The 26,095-nt window shown below is 61.5% G+C and carries 26 protein-coding genes and 5 pseudogenes; 8 read left to right on the top strand and 23 right to left on the bottom strand.

Annotated features, from left to right (window positions below; translation table 11 throughout):
- Positions 1-63 precede the first annotated feature (63 nt).
- Both ftsH and rlmE read right to left on the bottom strand, forming a co-directional pair.
- Positions 64-2,004, bottom strand: a complete 1,941-nt coding sequence (gene ftsH / locus KWO_RS09015) for an ATP-dependent zinc metalloprotease FtsH (protein ID WP_010365695.1) — start codon at positions 2,002-2,004, stop codon at positions 64-66.
- Between the two features lie 61 nt (positions 2,005-2,065).
- The gene (rlmE, locus tag KWO_RS09010) at positions 2,066-2,698 is read right to left on the bottom strand and encodes a 23S rRNA (uridine(2552)-2'-O)-methyltransferase RlmE (RefSeq protein ID WP_010365694.1); all 633 of its coding nucleotides are present in this window, start codon (positions 2,696-2,698) and stop codon (positions 2,066-2,068) included.
- Between the two features lie 65 nt (positions 2,699-2,763).
- Here rlmE and yhbY point away from each other — a divergent pair, with 65 nt between their 5' ends.
- Positions 2,764-3,069 (top strand): ribosome assembly RNA-binding protein YhbY, encoded by a 306-nt coding sequence (gene yhbY, locus KWO_RS09005; protein WP_010379646.1) that lies wholly within the window; start codon positions 2,764-2,766, stop codon positions 3,067-3,069.
- Between the two features lie 15 nt (positions 3,070-3,084).
- Positions 3,085-3,459 (top strand): Mth938-like domain-containing protein, encoded by a 375-nt coding sequence (locus KWO_RS09000; RefSeq protein ID WP_010379645.1) that lies wholly within the window; start codon positions 3,085-3,087, stop codon positions 3,457-3,459.
- Between the two features lie 190 nt (positions 3,460-3,649).
- Here the strand turns inward: KWO_RS09000 and KWO_RS08995 are convergent, their stop codons facing one another.
- From KWO_RS08995 to surE, 4 genes are read right to left on the bottom strand one after another with little or no spacing between them, the layout of a single operon-like run.
- Positions 3,650-4,423 (bottom strand): peptidoglycan DD-metalloendopeptidase family protein, encoded by a 774-nt coding sequence (locus KWO_RS08995; protein ID WP_010379644.1) that lies wholly within the window; start codon positions 4,421-4,423, stop codon positions 3,650-3,652.
- A complete protein-coding gene (locus tag KWO_RS08990; RefSeq protein ID WP_010379643.1) occupies positions 4,420-5,034 on the bottom strand; it encodes a YqaA family protein in 615 nt (204 codons plus the stop codon). Before KWO_RS08990 ends, KWO_RS08995 begins: the two co-directional genes overlap by 4 nt.
- Positions 5,035-5,052: 18 nt before the next feature.
- Entirely contained in the window at positions 5,053-5,730 is a 678-nt protein-coding gene (locus KWO_RS08985; RefSeq protein ID WP_010365684.1) for a protein-L-isoaspartate(D-aspartate) O-methyltransferase, read from the bottom strand.
- Entirely contained in the window at positions 5,727-6,506 is a 780-nt protein-coding gene (gene surE, locus KWO_RS08980) for a 5'/3'-nucleotidase SurE (protein ID WP_010365682.1), read from the bottom strand. Before surE ends, KWO_RS08985 begins: the two co-directional genes overlap by 4 nt.
- Before the next feature lie 99 nt (positions 6,507-6,605).
- Here surE and KWO_RS08975 point away from each other — a divergent pair, with 99 nt between their 5' ends.
- Positions 6,606-7,145 carry a Smr/MutS family protein gene (locus KWO_RS08975; RefSeq protein ID WP_010379642.1) on the top strand — a complete coding sequence of 180 codons (540 nt, stop codon included), beginning with the start codon at positions 6,606-6,608 and terminating at the stop codon, positions 7,143-7,145.
- A gap of 305 nt (positions 7,146-7,450) precedes the next feature.
- On the opposite strand, the gene truD is transcribed toward KWO_RS08975, so the two are convergent.
- The 10 genes from truD to KWO_RS08925 form a co-directional block, all read right to left on the bottom strand.
- On the bottom strand, positions 7,451-8,560 hold the full coding sequence (gene truD, locus KWO_RS08970) for a tRNA pseudouridine(13) synthase TruD (protein ID WP_010379641.1): 1,110 nt from the start codon (positions 8,558-8,560) through the stop codon (positions 7,451-7,453).
- Positions 8,561-8,679: 119 nt separating this feature from the next.
- Positions 8,680-9,171 carry a 2-C-methyl-D-erythritol 2,4-cyclodiphosphate synthase gene (ispF, locus tag KWO_RS08965; protein WP_010379640.1) on the bottom strand — a complete coding sequence of 164 codons (492 nt, stop codon included), beginning with the start codon at positions 9,169-9,171 and terminating at the stop codon, positions 8,680-8,682.
- A gap of 16 nt (positions 9,172-9,187) precedes the next feature.
- Positions 9,188-9,997, bottom strand: coding sequence for a 2-C-methyl-D-erythritol 4-phosphate cytidylyltransferase (gene ispD, locus KWO_RS08960; RefSeq protein WP_010379639.1), 810 nt, complete (start codon positions 9,995-9,997; stop codon positions 9,188-9,190).
- Positions 9,994-10,359: a cell division protein FtsB gene (gene ftsB / locus KWO_RS08955; protein ID WP_010365672.1), complete on the bottom strand. Its 366-nt coding sequence runs from the start codon at positions 10,357-10,359 to the stop codon at positions 9,994-9,996. The genes ispD and ftsB overlap by 4 nt, the downstream gene beginning before the upstream one ends.
- A 3-nt stretch (positions 10,360-10,362) precedes the next feature.
- Positions 10,363-11,655: a phosphopyruvate hydratase gene (eno, locus tag KWO_RS08950; RefSeq protein WP_010379637.1), complete on the bottom strand. Its 1,293-nt coding sequence runs from the start codon at positions 11,653-11,655 to the stop codon at positions 10,363-10,365.
- Between the two features lie 183 nt (positions 11,656-11,838).
- Positions 11,839-12,141: a hypothetical protein gene (locus KWO_RS23560; protein ID WP_010379636.1), complete on the bottom strand. Its 303-nt coding sequence runs from the start codon at positions 12,139-12,141 to the stop codon at positions 11,839-11,841.
- Complete coding sequence (gene kdsA, locus KWO_RS08940) at positions 12,138-12,968, bottom strand: 3-deoxy-8-phosphooctulonate synthase (protein ID WP_010379635.1); 831 nt, start codon at positions 12,966-12,968, stop codon at positions 12,138-12,140. Before kdsA ends, KWO_RS23560 begins: the two co-directional genes overlap by 4 nt.
- Positions 12,955-13,470 carry an acyltransferase gene (locus KWO_RS08935; RefSeq protein ID WP_010379634.1) on the bottom strand — a complete coding sequence of 172 codons (516 nt, stop codon included), beginning with the start codon at positions 13,468-13,470 and terminating at the stop codon, positions 12,955-12,957. The genes kdsA and KWO_RS08935 overlap by 14 nt, the downstream gene beginning before the upstream one ends.
- Positions 13,467-15,131: a CTP synthase gene (gene pyrG / locus KWO_RS08930; RefSeq protein WP_010365666.1), complete on the bottom strand. Its 1,665-nt coding sequence runs from the start codon at positions 15,129-15,131 to the stop codon at positions 13,467-13,469. The genes KWO_RS08935 and pyrG overlap by 4 nt, the downstream gene beginning before the upstream one ends.
- 173 nt (positions 15,132-15,304) lie before the next feature.
- The gene (locus KWO_RS08925) at positions 15,305-15,547 is read right to left on the bottom strand and encodes a hypothetical protein (protein WP_010365665.1); all 243 of its coding nucleotides are present in this window, start codon (positions 15,545-15,547) and stop codon (positions 15,305-15,307) included.
- A gap of 164 nt (positions 15,548-15,711) precedes the next feature.
- Here KWO_RS08925 and parE point away from each other — a divergent pair, with 164 nt between their 5' ends.
- The 4 genes and pseudogenes from parE to KWO_RS08905 form a co-directional block, all read left to right on the top strand.
- The gene (parE, locus tag KWO_RS08920; RefSeq protein WP_017112590.1) at positions 15,712-17,601 is read left to right on the top strand and encodes a DNA topoisomerase IV subunit B; all 1,890 of its coding nucleotides are present in this window, start codon (positions 15,712-15,714) and stop codon (positions 17,599-17,601) included.
- A 140-nt stretch (positions 17,602-17,741) separates the two neighbouring features.
- A pseudogene (locus KWO_RS08915) lies at positions 17,742-18,292 on the top strand (transposase); the annotation flags it as partial.
- A 65-nt stretch (positions 18,293-18,357) separates the two neighbouring features.
- A protein-coding gene (locus KWO_RS08910) for an IS3 family transposase (protein WP_100243780.1) occupies positions 18,358-19,460 on the top strand; the annotation gives its coding sequence in 2 pieces (ribosomal slippage) (positions 18,358-18,616 and positions 18,616-19,460; 1,104 coding nt in all).
- A 34-nt stretch (positions 19,461-19,494) separates the two neighbouring features.
- A pseudogene (locus tag KWO_RS08905) lies at positions 19,495-19,635 on the top strand (integrase core domain-containing protein); the annotation flags it as partial.
- A gap of 102 nt (positions 19,636-19,737) precedes the next feature.
- On the opposite strand, the gene KWO_RS23385 reads toward KWO_RS08905, so the two are convergent.
- The 3 genes from KWO_RS23385 to KWO_RS08890 form a co-directional block, all read right to left on the bottom strand.
- Positions 19,738-21,021 carry a peptidoglycan-binding domain-containing protein gene (locus KWO_RS23385; protein WP_010375609.1) on the bottom strand — a complete coding sequence of 428 codons (1,284 nt, stop codon included), beginning with the start codon at positions 21,019-21,021 and terminating at the stop codon, positions 19,738-19,740.
- Between the two features lie 172 nt (positions 21,022-21,193).
- Complete coding sequence (locus KWO_RS22970) at positions 21,194-21,934, bottom strand: hypothetical protein (RefSeq protein WP_235047213.1); 741 nt, start codon at positions 21,932-21,934, stop codon at positions 21,194-21,196.
- A gap of 119 nt (positions 21,935-22,053) precedes the next feature.
- The gene (locus KWO_RS08890) at positions 22,054-22,383 is read right to left on the bottom strand and encodes a DUF4189 domain-containing protein (RefSeq protein WP_082320608.1); all 330 of its coding nucleotides are present in this window, start codon (positions 22,381-22,383) and stop codon (positions 22,054-22,056) included.
- A gap of 23 nt (positions 22,384-22,406) precedes the next feature.
- Between KWO_RS08890 and KWO_RS08885 the strand changes: the two genes are divergently transcribed.
- Complete coding sequence (locus tag KWO_RS08885; RefSeq protein WP_017113471.1) at positions 22,407-23,390, top strand: IS5 family transposase; 984 nt, start codon at positions 22,407-22,409, stop codon at positions 23,388-23,390.
- Positions 23,391-23,504: 114 nt separating this feature from the next.
- On the opposite strand, the pseudogene KWO_RS22965 reads toward KWO_RS08885, so the two are convergent.
- The 4 genes and pseudogenes from KWO_RS22965 to KWO_RS08865 all read right to left on the bottom strand — a co-directional run.
- Positions 23,505-23,712 (bottom strand): annotated as a pseudogene (locus tag KWO_RS22965) (DUF4189 domain-containing protein); the annotation flags it as partial.
- Positions 23,713-23,731: 19 nt separating this feature from the next.
- A pseudogene (locus KWO_RS22960) lies at positions 23,732-24,058 on the bottom strand (type IV secretion system protein); the annotation flags it as partial.
- A gap of 26 nt (positions 24,059-24,084) precedes the next feature.
- Positions 24,085-25,187, bottom strand: a protein-coding gene (locus KWO_RS08870) for an IS3 family transposase (protein ID WP_100243780.1) whose coding sequence is annotated in 2 segments (ribosomal slippage) — positions 24,085-24,929 and positions 24,929-25,187 — 1,104 coding nt in all. Because the reading frame shifts where the segments join, the coding sequence is not laid out codon by codon here.
- Positions 25,188-25,256: 69 nt separating this feature from the next.
- Positions 25,257-26,036 (bottom strand): annotated as a pseudogene (locus KWO_RS08865) (TrbL/VirB6 family protein); the annotation flags it as partial.
- Positions 26,037-26,095: the final 59 nt, after the last annotated feature.

The following is a 26,095-nucleotide window of genomic DNA, read 5'->3' as shown; positions in this document are numbered from 1 at the left end:
ATCAAGGCCGGGAATCGCTTCCCGGCCTTGATGGATGCCCCTGCAGATCAGTGCACGGCCGGCTTAGATCTGCTCGGCGGGCCCGGCGATGGGCGGCAACGGACGCGGACTACCCTTGTCATTGTTGTTGCCACCGTCCTTATCGGACTTGCCCCAACCGGCCGGCGGCGGCGGCTCGCGGCCTTCCATGATGGCGTCGATCTGCGGCACGTCGATGGTTTCGTACTGCAGCAGCAGCTGCGACATCGCATGCAGCTTGTCCAGATTCTCGGTGAGGATGGTCTTGGTCTTGCTGTAGGCCTTGTCCAGGATCGAACGCACCACTTCATCGATCTTGCGTGCGGTCTCGTCGGAGACGTTCTTGTGCTGGGTCACCGAACGACCCAGGAACACCTCGTCCTCTTCCTCGCCATAGGCCACCGGGCCGAGCTCGTCCGACAAGCCCCACTTGGTGACCATGTTGCGCGCCATCTTGGTGGCCCGCTCGATGTCGTTGGACGCACCCGTGGTGACCTTGTCGCCACCGAAGATCAGCTCTTCCGCAACGCGGCCGCCATACAGCGAGCACAGCTGGGATTCAATCGCCACGCGATTCATCGAATAACGATCGCCCTCCGGCAGATACATCGTCACGCCCAGTGCGCGGCCGCGCGGAATGATGGTGACCTTGTAGACCGGGTCGTGCTCCGGCACCAGGCGGCCAACGATGGCGTGGCCTGCCTCGTGATACGCGGTCAGCGTCTTTTCGTCTTCGCTCATGGCCATCGAGCGACGCTCGGCACCCATCAGGATCTTGTCACGGGCACGGTCGAAGTGGTCCATACGGACTTCCTTCTCGCTGCCACGCGCCGCGAACAACGCCGCTTCGTTACACAGGTTGGCCAGATCGGCGCCCGAGAACCCCGGGGTACCGCGGGCAATCACCATCGGTACGACGTCGTCGGCCAGCGGCAGCTTGCGCATATGCACGCGCAGGATCTGCTCGCGGCCCTTGACGTCCGGCAGGCCAACCACGACCTGGCGGTCGAAACGACCGGGACGCAGCAGCGCCGGATCCAGCACATCGGGACGGTTGGTCGCCGCGATTACGATCACGCCTTCGCCGCCTTCAAAGCCGTCCATTTCAACCAGCAACTGGTTCAACGTCTGCTCGCGCTCGTCATGCCCACCGCCGAGACCGGCGCCACGATGACGGCCCACCGCATCGATTTCGTCGATGAAGATGATGCACGGCGCATGCTTTTTGGCCTGCTCGAACATGTCACGCACACGGCTGGCACCGACACCGACAAACATTTCCACGAAGTCGGAACCGGATATGCTGAAGAACGGCACCTTGGCTTCGCCGGCGATCGCCTTGGCGAGCAGGGTCTTGCCGGTACCCGGCGGGCCGACCATCAACACGCCGCGCGGGATCTTGCCGCCCAGCTTGGTGAACTTGGTCGGATCGCGCAGGAAGTCGACCAGTTCGCCGACTTCTTCCTTGGCCTCGTCGCAACCGGCAACGTCGGCAAAGGTGATCTTGACCTGGTCTTCGCCCTGCAGCTTGGCACGCGACTTGCCGAAGCTCATCGCACCCTTGGCGCCGCCACCGCCGCCTTGCATCTGGCGCATGATGAACAGCCAGAAGCCGATGATCAGGATGACGGGCAGGAAATTCAGCACCAACGACCAGAAGCCAGGGCCGGTCGAGGGCTTCTGGCGGGTCATTTCGATGTTCTTGCTGTACAGCACGTCGACCAGCTTGTCATCGCGCGGACCGTACACGGTGGCTTCGCTACCGTCGGTACGCTTGAAGCGGATCGCGTTGACGGCCAGGTTGGTTTCATCGGTGTAATCGACCGATTTGACGCGCCCGGAGTCCACTTCCTTCAGGAATTGGGTGTAGGTAATCGAGTCGGGACCGACGCCGCCTGCCATCCGCGGCGAGAAGCTCTGGAAGACAACCATCAGCACAACTGCGACGACCACCCACAGCAGCAGATTCTTGGTCAAGTCGTTCATCCTCATTGGCTCCGGTGCCCTCTACTCTTCAATAGCTTGAAATACGGTGGTCATTGGCAGCTTACTTGATCTGGACACGCTTGCCCTGACCGAGTGCGTAAACTTCCGGGGAGCGCTTGCGCGAGGCCGCCGGCTTGCGAATCGTCACCTTCTCATAGCGGCGGCGAAGCTCACGAATGTAGTCGTCGGACCCAACACCCTGGAACAGCTTGATCAGAAACGCTCCGCCCGGTTTGAGGTGGGTGTCGGCAAATTCCATCGCCAATTCCGCCAGGTGCATCATCCGCGGTTGGTCAACCGCATCCATGCCACTCTTATTGGGGGCCATATCGGACAGAACAAGGTCCACCGGCACATCGCCCAGCAACGCTTCGAATTGCGATAGGACGGCCTGCTCCCTGAAGTCGCCGTGAAGGAACTCCACGCCCGCCAGGGCCGGCATGTCGAGAATGTCCAGCGCCACGACCCGGCCGCTGTCGCCCATGGACTTGCGCACCTGCTGCGACCAGCCACCCGGCGCCGCACCCAGATCGACTACGACCATGCCCGGCTTGAGCAAGCGGTCGCGCTGCAGCAACTCTTCCAGCTTGTAGGCCGCGCGCGAGCGCATGCCCTCGGCCTGGGCCTTCTTCACGTAAGGGTCGGCGAAGTGTTCCTTGAGCCAGCGCTGGCTGCTTTTACTGCGGGAAGGCATTGGCAAAGGGGTCCGAACGGGTCGCCATGATACCCTGAACACCCTTTGCTTCCCTTCGATCCTGCATGTCCATTGTTCTCACCTCCGCCCAGAACCGTTTCCTGCGCGGCCAGGCCCACGATCTCAAGGCCTTGCTGCAGACCGGCGGCAAAGGGGTCACGCCGGCATTTCTGGCTGAACTCGAGGAAGTGCTCGAGCGCCATGAACTGATCAAGGTGAAGGTGGCTTCGGAGGATCGTGAGACCCGGGATACACTGATTGCCGAGCTGATCGAGCAAACCGGCAGTGCGCTGGTGCAGCGCATCGGCCACGTCGCCATCCTGTACCGCCCCAGCAAGGAAAAGCGCCAGATCGTGCTGCCGCGCGGCTGAACCAACGAGTTCGTTATGCCTTTAAGTCAGGAACACCCCGATTACGCCTATGCGCTGCGCGCGGCCGATGGCCGCCATGCCAAGGTGAACGACCAGATCCTGCAGCAGAGTTTCATCTTGATGCCGGACGAACTGGTGGAACGCTGGCCGGTGCAAACCCTGGAGCAACTCCAGGTGCGCCATATGGACGCGATCCTGGCGCTCAACCCAGCCGTCATCCTGCTCGGCACCGGCGAGCGCCAGCTATTCCCCAAGACCGACGTGCTGGCGGCCTGCCTGACCCGCGGCATCGGCCTGGAAGCAATGACCAATGCCGCCGCTGCACGTACCTACAACGTGCTGGCCAGCGAAGGCCGCCGGGTAGCATTGGCGATGGTGTTGCCGGGCTGATCGGGTTGGGACGGGATTTGGGAGTCGAGATTGGGGACTCGTAAGAGCGCGCTTTAGCAAGCTGCGCTTTTAATCGCCACCCAGACTAGAGCGTCAATTAGTCACCAAGTGGAGAGGCGAAAAACGCACGCTCTGCCCGAATACGAACAGTCCAGGGCCGTTGCGAATCCCGAATCCCAACTCCCCAATCTCACTTCTTCGGCAAATACAGCAGCGGATCGACCGGCTTGCCGTTGTAGCGGATCTCGAAGTGCAGCATGTCGCGGGACGCACCGCTGCGGCCCATTTCGGCGATCTGCTGCCCGGCCTTGACGCTCTGGCCTTCGTTAAGCAAACGCTTGCGGTTGTGCCCGTACGCAGATAGCCACTGGTCGTTGTGCTTGATGATGATCAGCTCGCCGTAGCCGACCAGGCCGGCGCCGGAATACACCACCACGCCATCGGCGGCGGCGCGCACGGCCTGGCCGCTGGCACCGGCGATGTCCACGCCCTGCTTGGTCGTTTCGCCAGTGACGAAGGTGCCGACGACCACGCCATCGGCCGGCCAACGCCAGGAAAATCCACTGCTGACCGGTGCGGCGATCGGCGCAGTCGGGCGCGGCGGAGCCACGGTGCCGGCAACCGGCGAGCTACTGCCCGGCTTGCTGGCACCGGGCGGATATAGCTTGAGGGTCTGACCGGGATAGATGGTGTTCGGCGAAGACAAGCCGTTCCAGGCCGCCAGGTCCGGCGCAGTGATGTTGGTGCGGCGCGAGATCGCATACAGAGTGTCGCCGCGCTGGACGGTCACGGTGGCACCGGGGCGTGGCACCGACGGGCGTGGCGCCGCGCTTGGACGCGAGGACGAACCACCACTGGCTCCAGGCGAACGCACCACCGTGGCACTGCTGCAGGCGGTCAGCCCGATGGCCACTGCGAGCATGACTGCTGTCTTGCGTACCGAATTCATCTGCGTCTTGCTCATCCGTTCGTTGTCTTCCACACCAGCCACCCTGCACCTATCGCCAGCACCGCCATCGCAACCCAGCCCAGCGGCTCGATCCAGCGATGCAGCGCCGCTTCGGCACGCGCTCCGCCCAGGCGGATCGCACCGGCAACCAGGTACACGCGCTTGCCGCGTCCAACCAACATGCTGGCGATGAACGGCAGGATCGGCACGCCGACCACGCCCGAAGCCCAGGTAAAGATTTTCAGCGGAATCGGGGTGAAGCCAACCAACACCAGGGCCCAAAATGCCTTCCACGGCGAATCGGCGACCAGCGTGCGCAGCGTTTCGATCTGCTGCTGGATCTTTGCATTCCAGCCCAGCCATTCGATCAACGGCTGCAACGCCGCAAACGCGAAATGGCCGAGCAGATAACCGACCAGTGCGCCGCAGATCGAGCCCAGCAGGCTCAAGGTGGCGAACCACAACGAGCGCTTGGGCTCGGCCAGCGACATCGGTGCCAGCATCACTTCCGGCGGCACCGGGAAGATGAAGCCCTCCACGAAGCTGAGGCCGGTCAGCAGCGCGGGTGCGCGGCGATGGCGCGACCAACGGATGGCCACGTCGTACAACGGCCCAAAAATCTTCATCGAGAAATTCTCATGGATTCAATCCAGCATGCCCGACAACAGCGGGACGAACGTGACCGGCGCCAGAACCTGTTGTTCGATTGCGCCATCGGCCGCGCGGGTGAGTTGCACCAACGATTGCGAGGAAGCACCACCGACCGGCGCGACCAGGCGCCCGCCAACGGCGAGTTGATCGACCAGCGCATCGACCAACGCCGGTGCCGCGGCGGTCACCACGATGGCGTCGTAGGGGCCATGCTCGGGCCAGCCAATGCGGCCGTCGTCGTGCTTGCTGCGCACATTCATGCCCAAATGCCGGAAGCGCTTGCGCGCCTGCCGCAGCAGGTCACCGATGCGCTCGACGGTGTACACCTCCAGCCCCAATGCAGCCAGGATGGCGCCCTGGTAACCGGAGCCGGTGCCCACTTCAAGCACCTTGGTCGGCGCCACCTGCAGCACTGCTTCGGTCATGCGCGCCACCACCCACGGCTGGGAGATGGTCTGGCCGTGGCCGATCGGCAGCGCGGTGTCCTCGTAGGCGCGTGAGGCCAGCGCTTCGTCGATAAACAAGTGCCGCGGCACGGTGCGCATCGCGTTGAGGGTGGCCTCGTCCTGGATGCCGGCCTCGCGCAGCCGCTCGACCAGGCGGTCGCGCACGCGCTGCGAGGTCATGCCGATGCCGACCGATTCTGGTTGCAGGCGCAGCCTCGGCGTCATGCCGGGCCGTCCAGCGCTGCGGTCAGCCCGCCTACCCAACCAGCAACGGTCTCCAGCGCCTGGTAGCGGGTGAGATCGACATGGATCGGGGTAATCGAAATATGCCCGGTGCGCACGGCGTGGAAATCGGTGCCGGCGCCTGCGTCCTGCTCCGGACCGGCAGGGCCGATCCAATACACGGTGCGGCCGCGCGGATCGCGTTGCGGCACACAGGGTTCGGAGCGATGACGATTGCCGAGACGGGTGACTTCGAAACCGAGCACATCCGACCACGCCAGATCCGGCACGTTGACGTTCAGAATAGTGTCGGCGGGCAAGGGATCGGCCTTGAGCCGCGCCACGATTTCCACCGCAGCGCGCGCGGCGGTGTCGTAGTGATGCGCTTGGTGGTTGCGCGTGACCAACGAGACCGCCACCGCCGGCAAGCCCAGGAAGCGGCCTTCCATTGCGGCAGACACGGTGCCCGAATAGATCACGTCGTCGCCCAGATTGGCCGAGTTATTGATGCCGGAGACCACGATGTCAGGGTCGTAATCGAGCATGCCGGTGAGTGCCAGATGCACGCAGTCGGTCGGTGTGCCGGCCACGGCGCAGGTCTGCGCGTCGATGCGGCGGGTGCGGATAGGCACATCCAGCGTCAGCGAATTGCTGGCACCAGAGCGGTCGCGATCAGGCGCGACCACCATCACTTCATGACCGGCATGCCGCAGCGCCTCGGCCAATAGCTGGATGCCGGGGGCGTCGACACCGTCGTCGTTGCTAACCAGTACGCGCATGAGACTCCTCGGAAAACCGGGCCATGATACCGGATGCGTCCCGCGCCTTCGCGCTTGATCTTCGCGTGCGTCTGCGCTTGGACCGGGTACGCTGTGCGGATGTCGCATCCTGAAGACGAAGACGACGCGGCGTTGTTCCGCGCAGCAATCGGCGCGGTCAACCCGATTCGTGAAGTCGACCCACCGGCCAATGCCAAGCCGCGCCCCAAACCGCGCGCGCGCATGGCCGAGCGCGACGATGCCGAAGCGCACACGGAATTTGCGCGCCTGTTGCGCGACAGCGCGCCGCTGGAAGCGGGCGATACCGCCAGCTATCGGCGCGAGAATCTTCCTACACGATTGTTTCAGCGGCTCAAGCGCGGGCAATTTTCGGTGCAGGACGAACTGGATCTACACGGCGCCACCGCCGCTCAGGCCGAATCGCTGCTGCGCCAATTCCTGCTGGAAGCGCATGCGCACGAACATGGTTGCGTGCGCATCATCCACGGCAAGGGCCTGCAGTCCGACAACGGTGCGCCTGTGTTGAAGAACCTGATGGACCGGCTGCTGCGCCAACGCAACGATGTGCTGGCGTTTCATTCGGCGCCGCCGACGCAGGGCGGCACCGGGGCGCTGCTGGTGTTGCTGGCGCGGCGATAACAAGTGGTTGTGTCCCCAAAAACGCAACCGCCATCCCTATCTATTGCAACCTAGGCGGATTGCGGCGAGCGCATGACTCGCGGCGTTGAATTGCAACTGCACGCGTTGATGCGTTGAAGGGAACGTCTGGCACGTGTGGGCGGCCGCGACGCGAGGTGATGAGTGTTTAGCAACTTTGTACCGCTGAATCCTGGTCAGTGCCGCTGCTATCCACCTCACGATGGCACCCGTCGCGGCCAAGGCCGCTCCTACGCGAAGATCGCGATCGACGCTGTGCAATGCGACCGACCAGCGGCCGCACGCAGTCACTCGTCAGAACGCACACCGGCGTTGAAACGGCCTGCGTCGGTGACCTCACCCAATTCCCACAGCACCGCGGTGGCATAACAACCAGGCGGCAGCGCGAACTCCAATTGCAGGGTCTGCGCCTCCAGCCATCGATAGTCCAGGCCTTGCGGACGCAAACGCAGCGCGCGGCGTTCCTGCTTCAGCCCTGCTGCTTCCAGGCCTTGGCGCAGCGCTTCAGATTGCGGATCGGACAACGCGCCCTGCTCCACCGTTGCGGCCTGATCAGTCGAACGCAAATCACCCACGCCCCACAACGGGCCACTGGGATGAATATCGAAACGCGCCAGGCGCTCGGCCAGCACATCGCTCCACGGCTCCGGGCCGAAGACGCTGCGCGAGCCGTCCAGCATCCATGCCTCGCCCTCCAGCGCCCTATCCCAGCTGCCCTGCGCCACCCGTGCAGCGAGGACACGATTGAACAAGGCCGAGCGCGCCGCCGACAGCAGCATCGAGCGCTGATCGTTGCGCAGCCGCCGCTTGGATGTTGGCGCCGGCGCCAATGTGCCGTCGGCAGCTTGCGTATAACCGAACATCGCCAACGCGCCCGCCACGTTGCCGCCATCGCGACCGAAGCGTTGTTCGCCAAACCAATTCGGAATGCCGCGTGCGGCGATCGCCTGCAAGCGGTCATCGATTGCATCGCGTTCGCCCTGTACCTGGCGCAGCGTCAACACAAAACGGTTCCCATGCAGCGCACCGCGCTGCAGCTTGCGGTTGTGCCAGGTGCTATCGACCACCTGCATCTCGGCGTCGTCCAGCGCGGCGATATCCGGCGCGATGCGCTTGGGCAGATGCACACTGAAGCGCTGGGTGGTCACTGCATGGCGATCTTTCAAACCTGCATAACTGACGCCCATTTCGGCGATGCCGGCCCAGTGCGCGAGCTTTTTGGCGATATAGGCGGTGTTCTGACCTCGCTTGCGCACGGTGAGCAGCAAATGCTCACCTTCACCGGATGGCTCGAATGCCGGGAGTTCGTCGACCTGAAAGTCGTCCGGCGTGCTGCGCATTGCCGCGCTGAGCACGGCAGCGCCATGCGCACGTGGCAGCAAAGAGGTCTCGCTCATGGTGTGGCCGCCTTCGCGCCGGAGGTGGCGCGCTGTGCGCCGAATCGCTCGGCGTGATGATTACATCTCGCTGTATCAGCGCCGGTCCCGGCGCGCAGCGCTGCGTGTGTTGCTGCAGCTTATGCAGCGATCCTGCCCAGCAGTACTGCGGCCTGTGCGGCAATGCCTTCGCCGCGACCGGTGAAGCCCAATTGTTCGCTCGTGGTGGCCTTGACGCTGACCGCGTCCAGCTCGATCGCCAACAGGCCGGCGATGCGTTCGCGCATGGCCACCGCATGCGGACCGACCTTGGGCCGCTCGCAGATCACGGTGATGTCGGCATTGCCGACGCGCCAGCCGCGCTCGCGCAGCAAGCTATCGCAATGCTGCAGGAACTGCGCGCTGTCGGCGTCCTTCCAGCGTTCGTCGGACGGCGGAAAATGCCGGCCGATGTCACCCAGCGCCAGCGCGCCCAGCATCGCATCGCACAGTGCGTGCAACACCACATCGCCATCGCTATGCGCGAGCACGCCATGGCTGTGCGTCACGCGCACGCCACCGAGCATCACATGGTCGCCAGGGCCGAACGCATGCACGTCGTAGCCTTGGCCGATTCGGAACTTGAAGGACATGGAGAGCCTGTCGTTGTTAAGTGGCGTCGTTGCCGTTGCCGTGACCGACTGTGGTGAACTGCGCTGCAGCGTCGCGCGCATTGGTCGGCGCATCGTCGGCCTGCGCATCCAGCGCATCGGCGTCGACCGTAATGCCGCGGCGTGCCAATTCGAATTCGAAGCGCGCCAGATCCGCCGGCGTGGTCACCTTGAAGTTGTCTTCGGCGCCTTCCACCAGCAATGGGCGCAGCCCCATCCGTTCCATCGCCATCGCCTCATCGGTGACGTCCACACCGGCCGCCGAGGCTTCGGTGAGTCCGCGGATCAGTTGATGCCGGCGAAACAACTGCGGCGTGAGTGCACGCCACAGACGCTCGCGCGGTTCGGTGCCGTCGATGCCGCCATCGTCACCGGCACGTTTGAGCGTGTCGCGTACCGGTGCGGCCAGGATTGCGCCGACCGGGTCGCCGCGGCCGATTTCCAGCAGGCGGTCCAGATCGGCCAGGGCCAGATTCGGCCGTGCGGCATCGTGCACCAGCACGAAATCGTCGGCACGCACGCTCTCAGGCAAGGCCAGCAAGCCAGCCAGCACCGAGGCAGCACGCGTCGCGCCGCCCAGGCAGGTGAGTACCGGCTTGGACTGCACCGCGGTCCAGCCCGGCCAATCGGCATCGCCGGGGGCGATCGCCACCATGATGCCGGCCAGCGCCGGATGCGCGGCCAATGCCGCCAGCGTGTACGCCATCAAGGGCTGAGCGCCGGCCTGCAGATATTGTTTGGGCAGCGGACCGCCAAAACGCGTGCCGCGCCCTGCGGCCGGCACGATTGCCCAGATTGAACCGGTCATGGGTGATCCACCGGATCGGTGGAGGCAGGCGTTTGCTGTGCGGGAGCCGCTGTTTCAGGCGATGCAGGTGACGGCAATGGCGCATCTTCGACCACGCGATAAAACGTTTCGCCAGGCTTGATCATGCCCAGCTCGCTGCGTGCACGCTCTTCGATTGCCGCCTCGCCATCCTTCAAGTCCTTGACTTCTGCTGCCAACGCCTGGTTGCGTTGGCGCAGACCTTCGTTGTCCTGTGTCTGATGCGCGACCTGGGCTTCCAGCATCATGACTTCGCCAGAATTCCCAGGCCCGAACCAGAAGCGGTACTGTAGCCAAGCCAGCAGTACCGCCAGCACCAGCAGTAGCCAGCGCCAGTTGCGCACGTCTTATCGCTTGATCGAAACGAACGCGTCGCGACCGGCGTAACGCGCGCCGGAGCCCAGCGCCTGCTCGATACGCAGCAACTGGTTGTACTTGGCGACGCGGTCGCTGCGGCACAGCGAGCCGGTCTTGATCTGCGTGGCGGTGGTGGCCACGGCGATATCGGCGATGGTGGTGTCTTCGGTTTCGCCCGAACGGTGCGACACGATCGAGGCGTAATTGGCCGCGTGCGCCATCGCGATGGCTTCCAGCGTTTCGGTCAGCGTGCCGATCTGGTTGACCTTGATCAGGATCGCATTGGCGGTGCCCGAATCGATGCCCTGCTTGAAGATCTTCGGGTTGGTGACGAACAGATCGTCGCCCACCAGCTGCACCTTCTTGCCGACACGCTCGGTCAGCAGCTTCCAGCCGGTCCAGTCGTCTTCGGCCAGGCCGTCTTCGATGCTGATGATCGGGTACTGGGCCACCCAGTCGGCCAGGAAGTCGACGAACTGCTCGCTGGTCAGGCGCTTGTTCTCGCCCACCAGGTTGTACTTGCCGTTGTCGTAGAACTCCGAGGAGGCTACGTCCAGGCCCAGCAGGATGTCTTCGCCAGCGGTGTAACCGGCTTTACCGATCGCTTCGAGAATGGTGTCCAGTGCCTCGACGTTGCTGCGGAAGTCCGGCGCAAAGCCACCTTCGTCGCCCACCGCGGTGCTCAGGCCGTGGCCCTTGAGCACCGACTTGAGCGAATGAAAGATTTCGGTACCGGCGCGCAGCGCTTCGGAGAACGAGCTGCAGCCAACCGGCAGCACCATGAACTCCTGGAAATCGACGTTGTTGTCGGCATGTGCGCCGCCGTTAATGATGTTCATCATCGGCACCGGCAGCGCCACATCGGATTCGGTGATGGTGGACAGGTACTGCCACAGCGGCTGCTTGCGCGAAGCGGCCACGGCATGCGCGGCAGCCAGCGAAACACCCAGAAGCGCGTTGGCGCCCAGGCGGCCCTTGTTATCGGTGCCATCCAGATCGATCAGGCGACGGTCCAGGCCCTGCTGGTCGGCAGCGTCGAAGTTCTTCAGCGTCTCGGCAATCGTGCCGTTGACGTTGTCCACTGCGTGACGCACACCCTTGCCCAGGTAGCGGGTCTTGTCGCCATCGCGCAGTTCCACCGCTTCCTTGGTGCCGGTCGAAGCGCCCGAGGGCACAGCAGCGCGACCGAACGAGCCGTCGTCCAGCGTGACTTCGGCCTCCAGCGTGGGATTTCCGCGGGAGTCGAGGATTTCGCGGGCGAGAATCTTGGCAATAGTGGTCATAGGTCGATCGGTTACCAGTAGAGGGGGAAGGACACCGGAGACAAGCTGCAGGATTATCGCTGCACACCGGCCCATTGCCAAATCGCAGACAGCTGGTGCATGCAACAGGCAGGCGAGCGCGCTGCTAAGCCATCAAGCCCGGCAGCGACAAACCAAACAGCAGCAGCAAGAGCAACAGCAAGATCAGCGCAAGGACCGCTGCGCCGGTTTGCGCGCCAGCCGCAACGCGACCGGGCCGGCGACCAGGCAACTGACTGTTGCGATCGCGGCCACCACCAGCGTGATCAGCATCGGCACCCGCGTGGCCTGCATCACATGGTCGCCGTCGCCGGGCACACCGACGCTTACGGTGAACAGCACCACCATCACTGCCATGCAGGCCCACGCCGCGATCGATGCAGCCAACGCCAACCAGCCCCACGGGCAGTGGCGCCATTGCCGACTCGGGCGGTGCAACGCTGCCACCACCCAGGCATCGGAATTCATGCGAAGCGCGCGAACCCGTGCTTCTTGGTGACGGCATCCAGTTCCATCAGAGTTTCGAGCAGTTCTTCCATGCGATCCAGCGGCCACGCGTTAGGGCCATCGGACAGCGCCTTGGACGGATCCGGGTGGGTCTCGGCAAACAGGCCGGAAATACCGACCGACACCGCCGCACGCGCCAGCACCGGCACGAACTCGCGCTGGCCACCGGAGCTGCTGCCCTGCCCGCCCGGCAACTGCACCGAATGGGTGGCATCGAACACCACCGGGCAGCCGGTATCGCGCATGACGCTCAGCGAGCGCATGTCGCTGACCAAATTGTTGTAGCCGAACGAGGCACCACGCTCGCAGACCATGATCTGCTCGTTGCCGGTCGACTTGGCCTTGTCCACCACCGGCTTCATGTCCCACGGTGCCAGGAACTGACCCTTTTTGATATTGACCGGCTTGCCGGCGGCGCAGACGTTCTTGATGAAGTCGGTCTGGCGCACCAGAAATGCCGGGGTCTGCAGCACGTCGACGACGGCCGCGACCTCATTCATCGGGGTGTATTCGTGGACGTCGGTGAGCACCGGCACGCCGATCTGCTGCTTCACCGCATCCAGCACCTTCAGGCCCTCTTCCAGGCCTGGGCCACGGAAGCTGGTACCGGAGGTGCGGTTGGCCTTGTCGAAACTCGACTTGAAAATGAAGTTGACACCGAGCTTGCCGGTGATTTCCTTGAGCTTGCCGGCCACGTCGAGTTGCAGCTGCATCGACTCGATCACGCAGGGGCCGGCGATCAGGAACAACGGCTGATCCAGGCCAACTTCAAAGTCACACAGTTTCATCAATTCCACCATTTGTCGTGAGATGCGAATCAACCATCTTGATGATCTTGGCAGGAACGCCTCCAACCACCGCAAATGACGGAACATCGCGATTGACAACCGCACCAGCTGCGACGACCGCATGTTCGCCAATGGTGCACGGACCTAAAATAATGGCTCCCGTGCAAATCCAAGCACCCTGCCCTACCACGATGTCGCGCCCACTTTTCGGAACCGCGGTCTGCCGATCTCGGTCAAGCACGCGCGCATCGTGACTACCAGTGAGCAGTTTCACCTCATGCCCGAAAAAAGCCCAGTCTTGCACTTGGATATTGCCTGACGAAAGATTGAATGTTGCGTTATTCACTACCGCCGTAGGCGCAATATGGAGCGTATTGGAACCGTTGGCAGACTCAAAAATCAGCGGCCGATTCAGAACGATATTTTTAACAAAGGCCTCGGTTTCCGGATCCGCAAGAATCTTCCGAAGCAGAGCCTTGAATTCATCTTCGCCAATACTCACGCACGCGCTTCCTTCAACAACTTCCCGCCCGCCTTCTTTTCGCGCGCCGCACGCACGAAGCCGATAAACAGCGGGTGGCCGTCGCGCGGAGTGGACAGGAATTCCGGATGCGCCTGGCAGGCCAGGAACCAAGGGTGCGTGTCGCGCGGCAGTTCCACCACTTCCACCAACGTGTCGTCCATCGACTTGCCGGAGATCACCAACCCAGCGTCTTCCAGCTGCGTGCGGTAGCGGTTGTTGAATTCGTAGCGATGACGATGCCGCTCAGCTACCACGTCCTTGCCGTACACCTCGCGCGCCAGCGTGCCCGGCTTCAGGCGCTGCTCCTGCAGGCCCAGGCGCATGGTGCCACCCAGATCGGATTTTTCGTCGCGCTTTTCGACTTCGCCGGTCGCGGTGCGCCATTCGGTGATCAGGCCGATCACCGGGTGCGGCGACTGGCGATCGTTCTCGGTGCTGTTGGCCGCATCCAGATCGGCAACATGACGAGCATAGTCCACCACCGCCGCCTGCATGCCGTAGCAGATACCGAAATACGGCACCTTGTGCTCACGCGCGAACTTGGAGGTCTGCACCTTGCCTTCGAAACCGCGGTCGCCAAACCCGCCCGGCACCAGGATGCCGTCGATGTCCTGCAACGCCGCCATGTCGCTACCTTCCAGATCCTGCGCTTCCAGCCACTTCAAATTGACCTTGGTGCGCTGACGCAGGCCGCCGTGACGCAGCGCTTCAGCCACCGACTTATAGGCGTCCTGGTGATCGACGTATTTGCCGACCACGGCGATGGTGACTTCGTCCAGCGGATGCTTGACCGCATCCACCACGGCCGCCCATTCGGACAGATCCGCCGCAGCCACCTTGTCGCGCAGCTTGAACTGCTCGATAACCAACTCATCCAACCCCTGGCGCAGCAACTCCAGCGGCATGCCGTACAGCACGTCGATATCCGGGCAACTGATCACTGCGCGCTCGGAGACATTGGTGAACAACGCAATCTTGCGGCGTTCCGAATCCGGCACCGCCTGCTCGGAACGGCACAGCAGCACGTCCGGCTGGATGCCGATCGAGCGCAATTCCTTGACCGAATGCTGGGTCGGCTTGGTCTTCAACTCACCGGCCGCCGCGATGTACGGCACCAGCGTGAGATGCATGAACATGGCTTTCTCGGCGCCGCGCTCGGTGCGCACCTGGCGGATCGCTTCCAGAAACGGCAGCGATTCGATGTCGCCGACGGTGCCGCCGATCTCGATCAGCGCGACATCGAAGCCGGCCGTGGCTTCATCGATGCAACGGCGGATTTCATCGGTGATATGCGGGATCACCTGCACGGTGGCGCCCAGATAATCGCCGCGACGCTCCTTGCGGATCACGTTCTCGTAGATGCGGCCGGTGGTCACCGAGTTCTTGCGCGACAGGCGCGTGCGCACGTAGCGCTCGTAGTGGCCCAGATCCAGGTCGGTTTCGGCACCGTCGTCGGTGACGTAGACCTCGCCATGCTGGAACGGGCTCATCGTGCCCGGGTCCACATTGATATACGGGTCCAGCTTCATCATCGTGACCTTCAGGCCACGCGCTTCAAGAATGGACGCAAGCGAAGCGGCGGCAATGCCCTTGCCTAGCGAGGACACTACGCCGCCGGTAACAAAAATCAGGGGGGTCATGGGGCTTGAAGCCTCCCGGAAAGCCATAGTTTAGCGGTTGACGGGCGAATGCCCAAGGGTTGCGTGGCGACCAAGTCATTCCACGCTGAAAAAGTGCGTGCTGCGCGAGCCGCAAAAGCAGACGCCCCGGCCGGAGCCAGGGCGTCTGCGTGTCACTCAATCGATGCGCAGAATCAGCGCGCCGGCTTCTCTTCTTCCTCTTCTTCGCGCGGTGACACGTCGCTCTTGGGCTTCTGCGCGGCAGCAGCGGCACGGCGTTCGGCCTTGCGCTCAGCTTCGCTCTTGGCCTTCGCGTCGCCTGCTTTTTGCGCGGTGGCGCCCTGCCCGGTCTGCTGCGGAGCGGCCTGGGCCATGGCGGGAAGCGCTGCGACTGCGGCCGCACCGAGGGTGAGCATCAGGATATGCTTGAACTTCATGGCGTCCTCTTTAGCTTCGGTGACATCCTCAGGTGGGGACGTTTGGTTCCGAAACCAACGCCAGGGTATCCAGTGGCACCCAGCCCTGCACTGAACGCCTGTCGCGTGCAAAAATTCGTCACAGCCCCCACACTTGCGCGTCGTTTCACGTGCCAACGAGATGCATGAACACCCGTTATAACGCCGCCGATATTGAAGTGCTGTCGGGCCTGGACCCGGTCAAACGCCGTCCTGGCATGTACACCGACACTGCGCGCCCGAACCATCTGGCGCAGGAAGTGATCGATAACTCGGTCGACGAGGCGCTGGCCGGTCACGCCAAGCAGGTCGAAGTCACCTTGTATAAGGACGGCAGCTGCGAGGTGTCCGACGACGGCCGTGGCATGCCGGTGGACATCCATCCGGAAGAGAAGATTCCGGGCGTGGAGCTGATCCTGACCCGGCTGCATGCCGGCGGTAAGTTCAACAACCGCAACTACACCTTTTCCGGCGGCTTGCACGGCGTGGGCGTGAGCGTGGTCAACGCGCTGTCGACCAAGGTCGAGCTGTTCATCAAGCGCGAAGGCAGCGAGCACCGCATGGAGTTCCGCGACGGCAATGCTGCTTCCAAACTGGAAGTGGTTGGCACCGTCGGCAAGAAGAACACCGGCACGCGGCTGCGGTTCTGGGCCGACCCCAAGTATTTCGATACGCCGAAATTCAACGTGCGTGCGTTGCGGCATCTGCTGCGCGCCAAGGCGGTGCTGTGCCCCGGCCTGACCGTGAAGCTGCACGACGAAGCCACCGACGAGCAGGACAGCTGGTATTTCGAAAACGGCCTGCGCGATTACTTGAAAGGCGAGATGGCCGAGCACGAGATGCTGCCGGCCGAGCTGTTCGTCGGTAGCCTGAAAAAAGACACCGAGATCGTCGACTGGGCCGCCGCCTGGGTGCCGGAAGGCGAGCTGGTGCAGGAAAGCTACGTCAACCTGATCCCCACCGCGCAGCACGGCACCCACGTCAACGGCCTGCGCTCGGGCCTGACCGATGCGCTGCGCGAGTTCTGCGACTTCCGCAATCTGCTGCCGCGCGGCGTCAAGCTGGCGCCAGAAGACGTGTGGGACCGGGTCACCTTCGTGCTCAGCCTGAAGATGACCGACCCGCAATTTTCCGGGCAGACCAAGGAACGTCTGTCCTCGCGCCAGGCCGCCGGTTTCATCGAAGGCGCTGCACTCGATGCCTTCAGCCTGTATCTGAATCAGAACGTGGAGATCGGCGAGAAGATTGCGCAGATTGCCATCGACCGCGCCAGCGCACGCTTGAAGACCGAAAAGCAGATCGTCCGCAAGAAGGTAACCCAGGGCCCTGCCCTGCCCGGCAAGTTGGCCGATTGCATCAGCCAGGATCTGTCGCGCACCGAGCTGTTCCTGGTCGAAGGCGATTCGGCCGGCGGCTCGGCCAAGCAGGCGCGCGACAAGGATTTCCAGGCGATCCTGCCGCTGCGCGGCAAGATCCTCAATACGTGGGAAGTGACTTCGGGCAGCGTATTGGCCTCCGAGGAAGTGCATAACCTGGCGATCGCGATCGGTTGCGACCCGGGCAAGGACGACATCACCGGGCTGCGCTACGGCAAGGTGGTGATTCTGGCCGACGCCGACTCCGATGGCCTGCATATCGCCACGCTGCTGACTGCGCTGTTCCTGCAGCACTTTCCTGCGCTTGTGGCCGCCGGCCACGTGTTCGTCGCGATGCCGCCGCTGTTCCGCGTGGACGTGGGCAAGCAGGTGTTCTACGCGCTGGATGAAGAAGAAAAGACCACGCTGCTGGACAAGATCGCGCGCGAGAAGATGAAGGGGCAGATCAGCGTCACCCGCTTCAAGGGCCTGGGCGAAATGAATCCGCAGCAGCTGCGCGAATCCACCATCCACCCGGACACGCGCCGGCTGGTGCAGCTGACCATCGATGATGGCGAGCAGACGCGTTCGTTGATGGACATGCTGCTGGCCAAAAAGCGCGCAAGCGACCGCAAGCAGTGGCTGGAAACCAAGGGCGATCTGGCGTCGCTGGAAGTTTAAGGACGCCGGGAGTTGTAGACGCCCTAAAAACGAAAGCCCTGCTCCATGCAGGGCGAAAAAAAGCAATGTCGACTCCCCGTAAAATTGATCCATCCATAGTTAGAGGTCTCCGGGCACACTAGCCACCAAGGAGACCAACGATGCGCAAGAGCAAGTTCACCGAGAGCCAGATTGTCGCCACGCTGAAGCAGGTTGAGGGCGGCCGCCATGTCAAGGATGTGTGCCGTGAGCTGGGTATTTCCGACGCCACGTACTACGTCTGGAAGTCCAAGTACGGTGGCACGGAGGCCGCTGATGTCCAGCGCCTTCGCGACCTGGAGACCGAGCACAGCAAGCTCAAACGCATGTACGCCGAGCTCGCGATGGAAAACCATGCATTGAAGGATGTCATCGCAAAAAAACTGTAGACCCGGCGCATAAACGCCCGCTTCTTGCCTGGCTCGTCGAGCAGCATGGCTGGAGCGAGCGCCGGGCCTGTGCAGTCGTTGGCGTGGCTCGCTCGACAGCGCGCTATCGGCGCCGTCCTGATCGCAACGAGAAGGTCATTGCGCTGCTGTCCGAATTGGCCGAGCGCTTTCCCGAGCGTGGGTTTGGAAAGCTCTTTCAGATCATCCGCCGTCGCGGACACGTGTGGAATCACAAAAGGGTCTGGCGTGTGTATTGCCTGATGAAACTCAATCAACGGCGTCGACGTCCCCCCAATTTTGAGTAGCACCTCAGTTTGGAGTCCAATTCCCTACCCCAAGGAGATTGGACGTGAAGAAGCGTTTTTCCGAAGAGCAGATCATCGGCTTCCTGCGCGAAGCCGAAGCGGGCATAGCGATCAAGGACTTATGCCGGCGGCATGGCTTCAGTGAGGCCTCGTACTATCTGTGGCGCAGCAAGTTCGGCGGCATGAGCGTGCCCGACGCCAAGCGGCTCAAGGACCTTGAGGCCGAGAACGCGCGGCTAAAGAGGTTGCTGGCCGAGCAGTTGTTCGAGAATGACCTGATCAAGGATGCGTTGCGAAAAAAGTGGTGAGCGCACCGGCGCGTCGTGCGCTGGTGCGCGAGTGGATCGGGCGTGGTGCTAGCGAGCGTCGTGCCTTGGCGGCGATTGGCATGAGCGCCAGCGCGCTGCGCTATTGCCCACGCCAAGACCGCAATGGCGAACTGCGCGAGCGCATTCTTGCGTTGGCGCATCGCCATCGCCGCTACGGCGTGGGGATGATCTATCTCAAGCTGCGACAGGAAGGACGCCTGGTGAACTACAAGCGCGTGGAGCGGTTGTATCGCGAGCAGCAGCTACAAGTGCGGCACCGCAAGCGCAAGAAGGTACCGGTTGGCGAGCGTCAGCCGCTGCTGCGGCCAGCGCAGGCCAACCAGGTGTGGTCGATGGACTTCGTGTTCGACCGCTCCGCCGACGGCCGAGTGATCAAGTGTCTGGTGATCGTGGACGACGCAACGCACGAAGCGGTCGCCATCGAGGTGGAACGCGCGATCTCCGGGCACGGCGTTGCGCGCGTGCTGGATCGGTTGGCACACAGTCGCGGCCTGCCGCAGGTGATCCGCACCGACAACGGCAAGGAGTTTTGCGGCAAAGCGATGGTTGCCTGGGCGCATGACCGGGGTGTGCAGCTACGGCTCATCCAGCCGGGCAAACCAAACCAGAACGCCTACGTCGAATCGTTCAACGGCCGGCTGCGCGACGAATGCCTCAACGAACACTGGTTCCCAACGCTGCTGCATGCACGCAATGAGATCGAACGCTGGCGACGCGAATACAACGAGGACCGACCCAAGAACGCAATTGGCGGCATGACGCCGTCCGCTTATGCCCAACATCTGGCAAACACCGATATCATCAACCCCGGACTCTAAACGCGGCCGCTACTCAGGGCGGGGGGACGTCGCGCTGAGCGAGGTTCGCGAACAGACCGAACACTGGCTGGCCGACTACAACCACCAGATACCGCACGACAGCCTGGGCGGGCTAACACCCGCCGAGTTCCGTGATCAACATCAACCGCAGACCTCTAGTTTTGGCTGGCACTGAATTAAGGGGAGTCGACACGCATAGAACGAAGAAGCGATTGAGTGCTGCCAACAAAAAAGGCCCCGGCAATGCCAGGGCCTTGAATCAACTGCTACGGTGCTGTCATAACGTCGGGCCGCGCGTCTCGGTGTGCTGCTGTGTCCGCGCCTGTTGCTGCACCTGACGTTGACTCTCCTCAGCAACCTGCCGGCTGCTGTGTTCCAACGGCTGGGTTTGCGCCTGAGTGCGATCAACGAACACGCGCTGCATCGCCGGGTCGGTCATCTCGCCTTGTACTGCGAAGAAGCCGTCTCCGCTCTTGTTGGGCACCACATGATCGATGCGTTGCATACCGCTGACCTTGGCCTCGAACACGATCTGGCCGGCCGCTTGCTGGAGTTCTTGCCGGTTGGCAAAACCGCCACGCTCCCCAAGTGCTTCCAGCTTGCTCACTGCGCCGTTATACATCGCGTTCTCTGGATGGCGAGGGTCGGAAAGCAACGGACTCCTGGTCTGTGGCACATTCATGGGAGCGGCAGTCTGCTTGGCCGTGTGCTGCGACAATGCCTGGCTCAGGGCCGCTTGCGCTTGGCTGCCCACAACGCCATCTACCTGCAAACCACGTTCGCGTTGAAATTGCTCGACCGCATATTTTGTGTTGCCGCCGAAATCGCCATCAGCGTGCGGGGGCTTGCCATCGCAGCCAACAGCGCCAAGCTGAGCAAGCTGGCTTTGAAGCTGCTTCACCTGCTCGCCGCGCTCGCCTTGTTCTAGTTTGTCGTCATGCGATGCATCGCGCTTCGGCTGCTGAGGCACAGCCGAGGTATTCGCATGCATGGCATGCGAACGGTCCGGCTGCATGTATTGGTCCATCCCATCACGATTACGTGTGATGTCGTGCATGTAATCGTAGTTGCTGGTGCCGTTGCTATCACTGATGACCCGCCCGCCAGTGACGGCCTCGCGCGCACCACCATAGCCTGAAATATGGCGGGCTTTCAGGAATCCTGCCACCTTGGCTGGATCGACGCCTTCGTCCAATACGCCATTACGAATCGCTTGGCTATAAGCCTTGTCGCTGTTGATCTTGAACGCACCGTCTTGCAATGCGGCCGATGACTTGTATTGCTCAAGGCTCGCACCATTCTTCCAGTTAGATGAGTCCTCAAGAAACCGCGTCATGCCACCGCTGACCGCCCACTTCCATTCCGCACCACGTACCTTCTGGGGATCGAAACCGGCATCGGCCATCGCATCGTTTAGCTTGGCACGATCTACATATCCCGCATCGGCCAACCAGCCTGCCCCTGCTTGATAACGACCGACGTAACCCTGTTTATTAGTAATTTGCAGATCGCCGCCATTGCTTTCAGTCATGACGGTCGATGCAATCAGACGGCGCGTCATTGCGTCATCGAGACCCGCGATGTTGCCTTGATCGTAGCTTTGAGCGGTGGCCGCCGCTTTTTCTCGTCTATCAGCCATGATGCATGTCCTCTGGATATGACGGTTAGGAAAAAACACCAGCCTTCTACTGGTGCCTGGGTGACTACTTCACGACTCTTTACATTGCAGCGCTTTAATTCTCTTTTGTGGCTTTTTTAGTAAAAACAAACGTTGTGGAGCCTGGCCCACGCGTCTCTGTGCCATCATCCACATAGGCCTCGACAAATGCCTCGCCTGCATCTAGATCGATCACATAGAACTTGGTTTGCAGCAAATCGGGCCCACCATTCTCGTCACCAGTACAGGTGTCTGCGATCAACCGTACCGCGGCAGTCACCGGTAGCTGACGCTTCAAGATCTGGGCGTAATCTGGACTTGCATAGAATTTCTTGACTGCAACGGACTTTACACTCTGCGCATCACCATTGAGTGTGACACCCGACTCGCCTTCGTTTGCTTGCTTCGCGCTTTTATCAGACCCCTCGCCGCTGCTTGGGACATCTACCATAGCGAATCCGTCTAGCAGCAAAGTCCCACTACGATACCGCGCATTCTCAGAATCGGCGCTGTCGGAATTTTCTTTCGGAGACGTATCCCGCCACTGGACCCCTGGAACTACATCGAAGCTGGTCCAAGGCGTGCCGTGCTTGGCAGTTAGCAACGAAACGACTTGGTAAAGCGATGTCATTCGTCCTTTTCCCTTCAAATTTTCACTCTGAGATACAGGCTCATTTTGACTTGCCTGCAAATTTTTATTTACAACAGGGGAGGTCTCAGACTTTTCCTCTGAGGCAACCTGTTGCTTGCAGGCCGATAGCAACAGAAACCCACTAAATATCAAAATCACAGATAGCCTTATCGGAAAATTAGCCACCCCAACCCTCTCCCAAGCGTATAAACTAGTTAACTTAAGACCGACAGAAGTCAATTTTAGCCAAAAAAATTCAACCTCAGAGATATAGTAAATTCAACATCCAACAAAGATTATCACTACTAAAACTTTTTAAATATTGGTTTAGTGCAATCTTTATAAATGACCGAGCAGTTCGACCCGCCCTGTTTTTTACACACGCTGACAGCATCATTTTCAGAAAGCGCTAAATTTGGTGCAGCGGCAACACCCGCCCTGCCTTGAGAGGGGGAAGCAAGTGCAACACATTGATTCCTGTAAGTGAAAGTTACAGCACATCCGTGAAACCCTGCAACTTGACATTGATCAACCGCATCGGCTTCTGCGTCGCTCTTTGAAAATTTTCCCGTGGACGCCCAAGCTTCAGAACTATGGAAACTCTGAACAACTCCCCTTGATCCTGCGACAATCACACAGACGCAACGGGACAACGACGATGCAACTGACCTTCGGCGATGCGGAGTACAACGGCAAGCGCAAGCGGACGCGGCGTGAGGTGTTCTTGGCCGAGATGGACCAGGTCGTGCCGTGGAAGGATCTGCTGGCACTGATCGAACCGCACTACCCGAAGTCGGGGCAGCCGGGGCGACAGCCGTATCGGCTGGAGACGATGCTGCGCATCCACTTTTTGCAGCAGTGGTACGCACTGAGCGATCCATCGGCGGAAGAAGCACTGTACGACACGGTGTCGATGCGCCGTTTTGCGAAGATCGGCGGGCTGGATGAGGTGCCGGATGAAACGACGATTCTCAACTTCCGGCATTTGCTGGAGCGGCATGATTTGGCGCGCAAGCTGTTCAACCGGGTCAACGCGCACCTGTCGCGTAAAGGGCAGAGTCTGCGGGGCGGGACGATCGTGGATGCCACGATCATTGCGGCGCCAAGTTCGACCAAGAACAAGGATGGCGAGCGCGATCCGGACATGCACCAGACCAAGAAGGGCAACCAGTACTTCTTCGGGATGAAGGCGCACATCGGGGTGGACGATGAGTCGGGCCTGGTGCACCACGTGGAATGCACGGCGGCCAACGCAGCGGACATCACGCAGGCGCACAAGCTGCTGCACGGCAAGGAAGACACTGTGAGCGGCGACAGCGGCTACACCGGGCTGGACAAGCGCGATGAGATGAAGGGCAAGCGCACGCTGCGCTACCTGATCGCGGAGAAGCCCTCGAAGCTGAAGCAGATCAAGAATAAGCGCGAACTGAAGTTGGCCAAGCGCTGGGAGCACACCAAAGCCAGCCTGCGTGCGAAGGTGGAACACCCGTTTCGGGTGATCAAGCGTCAGTTTGGTTACGTCAAGGTGCGCTATCGCGGTTTGGCGAAGAACACCGCACAGGTGCTGACGCTGTTTGCACTATCGAATCTGTGGCTGACGCGCAAAGCGTTAATGCCTGCTGCGGGGAAGCTGTGCCTGTAATCCAGGCAACACCCCGCAAACGTGCCGAAACCGGCAAAAAATCGGCGATTTGAGCGCCCTCAGCGCGGCGGATGCGGTTGCTTCGTTTTCCGGTCGCGTTGATCAGACCATCCCTATCTTCTGAATTCGCAATAGCCCCCCATGTTTTAATCCATTCACCTGTTGGCCGAGGCGGAGGAAGCGGGGTATCCCCCCTTGAAGTTCCCGAGTCGGACCCACACTGTGGGCTACCGGGAGCGACTCCGACGGGACAAGCAGTTTGAGCATTTGCGATGCCAATAATAAACCCCAACAAAAAAATTGATAGAAATAGAAATCGCATAGGTTCATGCCTCATTTCGTTAACCGTTCTGATTATTGGATGCTATGCCACGAGAGCCCGTACTGACTGGAGAATTGGACTGCTCACCACCATTAGCACGTGTATTAACATGAGACACGTTTTTCTGATGTTCTGAAGAACGCCCTCCATCACTAGCCGGCACCCCCGGCTCATAAGGCCGCCCAGCTCCCGGCGCTGACTGACCGCCTCGATCCAGCTGCCCCAGGGCAGAATACGCCGTGAACTGGCCAAGCGTGCCCTGGAAGAAGGCGGCGGCCATCGGCGGTGCGGTGATGATCAATGTCGTTAACACCAGTCCTAACCCTCCCTGCTGCAGCGCCGACGTCCCCCCGCCCTGAGTAGCGGCCGCGTTTAGAGTCCGGGGTTGATGATATCGGTGTTTGCCAGATGTTGGGCATAAGCGGACGGCGTCATGCCGCCAATTGCGTTCTTGGGTCGGTCCTCGTTGTATTCGCGTCGCCAGCGTTCGATCTCATTGCGTGCATGCAGCAGCGTTGGGAACCAGTGTTCGTTGAGGCATTCGTCGCGCAGCCGGCCGTTGAACGATTCGACGTAGGCGTTCTGGTTTGGTTTGCCCGGCTGGATGAGCCGTAGCTGCACACCCCGGTCATGCGCCCAGGCAACCATCGCTTTGCCGCAAAACTCCTTGCCGTTGTCGGTGCGGATCACCTGCGGCAGGCCGCGACTGTGTGCCAACCGATCCAGCACGCGCGCAACGCCGTGCCCGGAGATCGCGCGTTCCACCTCGATGGCGACCGCTTCGTGCGTTGCGTCGTCCACGATCACCAGACACTTGATCACTCGGCCGTCGGCGGAGCGGTCGAACACGAAGTCCATCGACCACACCTGGTTGGCCTGCGCTGGCCGCAGCAGCGGCTGACGCTCGCCAACCGGTACCTTCTTGCGCTTGCGGTGCCGCACTTGTAGCTGCTGCTCGCGATACAACCGCTCCACGCGCTTGTAGTTCACCAGGCGTCCTTCCTGTCGCAGCTTGAGATAGATCATCCCCACGCCGTAGCGGCGATGGCGATGCGCCAACGCAAGAATGCGCTCGCGCAGTTCGCCATTGCGGTCTTGGCGTGGGCAATAGCGCAGCGCGCTGGCGCTCATGCCAATCGCCGCCAAGGCACGACGCTCGCTAGCACCACGCCCGATCCACTCGCGCACCAGCGCACGACGCGCCGGTGCGCTCACCACTTTTTTCGCAACGCATCCTTGATCAGGTCATTCTCGAACAACTGCTCGGCCAGCAACCTCTTTAGCCGCGCGTTCTCGGCCTCAAGGTCCTTGAGCCGCTTGGCGTCGGGCACGCTCATGCCGCCGAACTTGCTGCGCCACAGATAGTACGAGGCCTCACTGAAGCCATGCCGCCGGCATAAGTCCTTGATCGCTATGCCCGCTTCGGCTTCGCGCAGGAAGCCGATGATCTGCTCTTCGGAAAAACGCTTCTTCACGTCCAATCTCCTTGGGGTAGGGAATTGGACTCCAAACTGAGGTGCTACTCAAAATTGGGGGGACGTCGGCGCCATGCTGCTGATGCCTTCTCCCGTAAACCCGTTCATTGCCCACTTTGCGACGAAGGCAGCGCCCACTGCGCCAACCACCTTGGTCGCCAGGCTCACCGTGAAGGTCAAAACCGACAACGAAAACACAGTGCCCAGTCCGTATAGCAGCCATTTGCTGAACAATGACTTCGTCGCCTGAAACAGCAGACACAGGATGAACAGAGGCCCAAATCCTACAACTAACGCCATCGCCAGCTTGTTGAGGAGCAACATCGAGCCTGCAACGACGCCTGGACCGGCCATGCCGAGGCCGGTGAACCACCGGGCGCGGTCTTTTTCGTCCTTGCTTTCCTCGTCACCGCCCGTCTTGATCTGATCCAGAGCCGACATCGCCACCTGCATCAACATCAAGTTCTTGTCGATCGCTTCATATGGGCTTTTTGAACTGCCCGTCACTGTCTTGGTAATCGCTTGGCTGACTCCATCCGTCAGCGTCCAATACAAGCGGGCCGAACCTTGCGCCATGCTGGTCGCCACCCCGATGATCAGCGCCGCGCGCAGCGCCGTGACGACCAAGCCCATCGCCGCCTCGCGCGATTGGCCGGTGACGATGCGGTAACCTTGGATAAAAATCCAAAGCGTCAACACCGTCAGGGACACCATCCCCACCCAAGCCGTCGTTCGCTGCAACAACTCCCACTGGAAAATCGCGATCTCATCGCGCAGGTAGTTGTTGATCAGACGAAAAAATTCGTAGTTGGCGATGTTCGTCAAAAATCCATATGTCACCACATCCACTGGACGGCTGCGCCGTGGGGCAGTCGCTGCCCCGGGTTTGAGTATGTTGCCTAAACAGG

The sequence above is a fragment of the Xanthomonas vasicola pv. musacearum NCPPB 4379 genome (assembly GCF_000277895.2).
Lineage (GTDB): Bacteria > Pseudomonadota > Gammaproteobacteria > Xanthomonadales > Xanthomonadaceae > Xanthomonas > Xanthomonas vasicola.
The sequence above is the reverse complement of the archived record's forward strand: the minus strand, read 5'-3'. Positions and strand labels throughout refer to the sequence as shown.

Coding starts and splice junctions, on each gene's coding strand:
- ftsH (WP_010365695.1), bottom strand. CDS start 2,004: ATGAACGACTTGACCAAGAATCTGCTGCTGTGGGTGGTCGTCGCAGTT.
- rlmE (WP_010365694.1), bottom strand. CDS start 2,698: ATGCCTTCCCGCAGTAAAAGCAGCCAGCGCTGGCTCAAGGAACACTTC.
- yhbY (WP_010379646.1), top strand. CDS start 2,764: ATGTCCATTGTTCTCACCTCCGCCCAGAACCGTTTCCTGCGCGGCCAG.
- KWO_RS09000 (WP_010379645.1), top strand. CDS start 3,085: ATGCCTTTAAGTCAGGAACACCCCGATTACGCCTATGCGCTGCGCGCG.
- KWO_RS08995 (WP_010379644.1), bottom strand. CDS start 4,423: ATGAGCAAGACGCAGATGAATTCGGTACGCAAGACAGCAGTCATGCTC.
- KWO_RS08990 (WP_010379643.1), bottom strand. CDS start 5,034: ATGAAGATTTTTGGGCCGTTGTACGACGTGGCCATCCGTTGGTCGCGC.
- KWO_RS08985 (WP_010365684.1), bottom strand. CDS start 5,730: ATGACGCCGAGGCTGCGCCTGCAACCAGAATCGGTCGGCATCGGCATG.
- surE (WP_010365682.1), bottom strand. CDS start 6,506: ATGCGCGTACTGGTTAGCAACGACGACGGTGTCGACGCCCCCGGCATC.
- KWO_RS08975 (WP_010379642.1), top strand. CDS start 6,606: ATGTCGCATCCTGAAGACGAAGACGACGCGGCGTTGTTCCGCGCAGCA.
- truD (WP_010379641.1), bottom strand. CDS start 8,560: ATGAGCGAGACCTCTTTGCTGCCACGTGCGCATGGCGCTGCCGTGCTC.
- ispF (WP_010379640.1), bottom strand. CDS start 9,171: ATGTCCTTCAAGTTCCGAATCGGCCAAGGCTACGACGTGCATGCGTTC.
- ispD (WP_010379639.1), bottom strand. CDS start 9,997: ATGACCGGTTCAATCTGGGCAATCGTGCCGGCCGCAGGGCGCGGCACG.
- eno (WP_010379637.1), bottom strand. CDS start 11,655: ATGACCACTATTGCCAAGATTCTCGCCCGCGAAATCCTCGACTCCCGC.
- KWO_RS23560 (WP_010379636.1), bottom strand. CDS start 12,141: ATGAATTCCGATGCCTGGGTGGTGGCAGCGTTGCACCGCCCGAGTCGG.
- kdsA (WP_010379635.1), bottom strand. CDS start 12,968: ATGAAACTGTGTGACTTTGAAGTTGGCCTGGATCAGCCGTTGTTCCTG.
- pyrG (WP_010365666.1), bottom strand. CDS start 15,131: ATGACCCCCCTGATTTTTGTTACCGGCGGCGTAGTGTCCTCGCTAGGC.
- KWO_RS08925 (WP_010365665.1), bottom strand. CDS start 15,547: ATGAAGTTCAAGCATATCCTGATGCTCACCCTCGGTGCGGCCGCAGTC.
- parE (WP_017112590.1), top strand. CDS start 15,712: ATGAACACCCGTTATAACGCCGCCGATATTGAAGTGCTGTCGGGCCTG.
- KWO_RS23385 (WP_010375609.1), bottom strand. CDS start 21,021: ATGACGCGCCGTCTGATTGCATCGACCGTCATGACTGAAAGCAATGGC.
- KWO_RS08885 (WP_017113471.1), top strand. CDS start 22,407: ATGCAACTGACCTTCGGCGATGCGGAGTACAACGGCAAGCGCAAGCGG.